Genomic DNA, 2,916 nt, shown 5'->3' with positions numbered 1-2,916 from the left:
GGCCACCGAGCGCTTCGGCGGCCCGCTCGTGCTGCTGCACCGCGCCACGCTCATCGACCACCTCGCAGCACAGCTCCCGCCGGACGCCGTGCGCACGTCCGCCGCCGCGCACGTCGTCGACCCCGGGGTTCCCGGTGATCCCGCCCGGCCGGCTCGCGTCGGCACCCCCGACGGCGAACTGGAGGCCGACCTGGTGGTGGCCGCCGACGGCATCCGCTCCGCCGTACGCCGTGGGCTGTTCCCCGAGCACCCAGGCACGGTGTACTCCGGCATGACCACCTGGCGGATCGTGATTCCGCTGCCGGGCATCGAGTTCGCCTCGCACGAGACCTGGGGCCGGGGCCGCATCTGGGGCACCCACCCGCTCAAGGACGGCCGGATCTACGCCTACGCCGCCGCCCTCGCCCCGGCCGGCGACGCGGCGCCCGGCGACGAGCGGGCCGAACTGCTGCGCCGCTACGGCGACTGGCACGACCCGATCCCCGCCGTGCTGGCCGCCGCCCGCCCCGAGGACGTCCTGCGCCACGACGTCCACCACATCACCGAGCCGCTCCCCGCCTACCACCGAGGCCGGGTCGCCCTGGTCGGAGACGCCGCGCACGCCATGCCGCCGACCCTCGGCCAGGGCGGCAACCAGGCCATCGAGGACGCGATCACCCTCGCCCACTTCGCGGACGACCTGCCCGCCTACAGCGCCGCCCGGCTGCCCCGCACCACCGCGATCGCCCGCCAGGCCGTGCGGGTGGCGCGCCTGAACATGATGAGCAACAGACTCGGCATCGCCGTACGCGACAACGCGCTCGCCCTGTTGTCGAAGGCCGGACCCGCGCTGTTCCTGCGGAGCTTCGACGGGATCGCCGACTGGCGGCCCCCGCAGCAGCCGTATGCTTCGCAGCAGACCACGGCAGGCTAGGGCTAGAGGAGAACACCCCGTGAAGGTCGGCTGCATCGGACTCGGCGACATCGCGCAGAAGGCCTACCTCCCGGTCCTCGCCTTCCAGCCCGGAGTGGAACTGCACCTGCAGACCCGCACACCCGCGACCCTCACCCGGGTCGCAGACGGCCTCCACCTCCCGGCCGGGCAGCGTCACACCGACCTCGACGCCCTGCTCGCGCAGGACCTCGACGCCGCCTTCGTGCACGCGCCGACCGAGGTCCACCCGCGGATCGTCACCCGGCTCCTCGAAGCGGGCGTACCGACGTACGTCGACAAGCCGCTCGCCTACGAACTCGCAGACTCCGAGCGGCTCGTGGCGCTCGCCGAGGAGCGGGGCGTGAGCCTCGCCGTCGGCTTCAACCGGCGCTTCGCCCCCGGCTACACGCAGTGCGCGGACCATCCGCGCGAGCTGATCCTGATGCAGAAGAACCGGATCGGGCTCCCCGAGGAGCCGCGCACGATGATCCTCGACGACTTCATCCACGTCGTCGACACCCTGCGCTTCCTCGCCCCCGGCCCGGTCGACGACGTGACCGTGCGCTTCCGTGCCGTGGACGGGCTCCTGCACCACGTGGTGCTCCAGCTCGCCGGGGACGGCTTCACCGCCCTAGGGGTGATGAACAGGCTCAGCGGCTCGGCCGAGGAGATCCTGGAGGTGTCCGGGCAGGACACCAAGCGCCAGGTGGTCAACCTCGCCGAGGTGATCGACCACAAGGGCCAGCCGACCGTGCGGCGGCGCGGCGACTGGGTGCCGGTGGCCCGGCAGCGGGGCATCGAACAGGCGGTGCTCGCGTTCCTGGACGCGGTGCGCGCGGGCAAGGTGCTCAGCGCCCGGGACGCGCTGGCGACTCATGAGCTGTGCGAGCGCGTGGTGCGTGCGGTTCAGGGGCCGGCCGCCTGAGCCGCAGGACGGCCTCGGTGACCACCCAGGCCGCGAGGATCAGCAGCGCGGCCTGCACCGGCCAGTCGCCGTAGCGCACGTAGGGCGTGGTCCCGTGGGTGAGCGGGACGTCGTACACCTGGGTGGTGCTCGCGTCCGTGCCGAGCCACGGCCCGATGCGCTGCCCGCTCGGGCCGTACACGGCCGAGACACCGGTCAGCGTGGCGTGCACCATCGGGCGGCCGGTCTCGGCGGCGCGCAGCGCGGCGAGCGAGGCGTGCTGCTCGGGCGCCCAGCTCTGCTGGAACGTGGAGGTCGAGGACTGTGCGAGCAGCACGTCCGCGCCGTCCTCGGCGAGATTCCTGCTCATGTCGGGGAACGCGGTCTCGAAGCACACCATCGGGCCGATCCGCAGCCCGCCGCCCGCGTCCATCACCACCTGCCGCGTGCCCCGCATCCGGTCCTCACCCGCCGCCTTGCCGACGGAGGTCGCCCAGCCCAGCAGGGAACGCGCCGGGATGTACTCGCCGAACGGGACCAGCCGCATCTTGTCGTAGCGGTCGCCGGTGAGCCCCTCGGGGCCGACCAGTACCGAGCTCTTGTAGATGCCGGGCCGGTCGAAGCGGCGCGCGTCGACGTTCACCAGGATCTCCGCGCCCGTCTCCCGGGACAGTGCGGCGAGCCGCCGGGCCAGGTCCTGCCGGGCGGCCAGGTCGAAGCCGACGCTGCTCTCGCCCCAGACGATCAGGTCGACGTCCCGCCCGGCGAGCTCCCGGGTGAGCTGCTCCTCGCGGGCGAAGCGGGCCTCGGCGCCGGCCGTGACGACGCCCGGCTGCACGACGGCGATCTCCACGTGGTCGTCGGTGCCCGGGCGGGGCGACCACACCCACGCGGCACCGGTGACGACGGCCACGGCGACCAGCCCGGCCACGGCGGGCACCCGCGCCGCGCGCAGCACCACGAGGGCGGCCAGCGCGACGTTCAGCGCCACGATCAAAAAACTGGGCAGCCATATCCCGCCCACCGACGCCAGCCGTAGCGCGGGCTCCACCTGCCACTGGCTCGCACCGAGCACGCCCCAGGGGCCGCCGAGCCCCTG

Annotated in this window: 3 protein-coding genes; 2 read left to right on the top strand and 1 reads right to left on the bottom strand. The window is 73.7% G+C overall.

The annotated features are described in order from the left end of the window. Together N4P33_RS34310 and N4P33_RS34305 are read left to right on the top strand one after the other, a co-directional pair. On the top strand, positions 1-913 hold a 913-nt coding region (locus N4P33_RS34310), incomplete at its 5' end, for an FAD-dependent monooxygenase (RefSeq protein ID WP_260830834.1). A 19-nt stretch (positions 914-932) separates the two neighbouring features. After that, positions 933-1,838, top strand: a complete 906-nt coding sequence (locus N4P33_RS34305; protein WP_260830833.1) for a Gfo/Idh/MocA family protein — start codon at positions 933-935, stop codon at positions 1,836-1,838. On the opposite strand, the gene lnt is transcribed toward N4P33_RS34305, so the two are convergent. Next, a partial coding sequence (gene lnt / locus N4P33_RS34300; protein ID WP_260830832.1) for an apolipoprotein N-acyltransferase occupies positions 1,762-2,916 on the bottom strand: 1,155 nt, incomplete at its 5' end. The two genes, N4P33_RS34305 and lnt, sit on opposite strands and share 77 nt — an antisense overlap.

The organism is Streptomyces sp. 15-116A, from assembly GCF_025290915.1.
Taxonomy (GTDB): domain Bacteria; phylum Actinomycetota; class Actinomycetes; order Streptomycetales; family Streptomycetaceae; genus Streptomyces.
The sequence above is the reverse complement of the archived record's forward strand: the minus strand, read 5'-3'. Positions and strand labels throughout refer to the sequence as shown.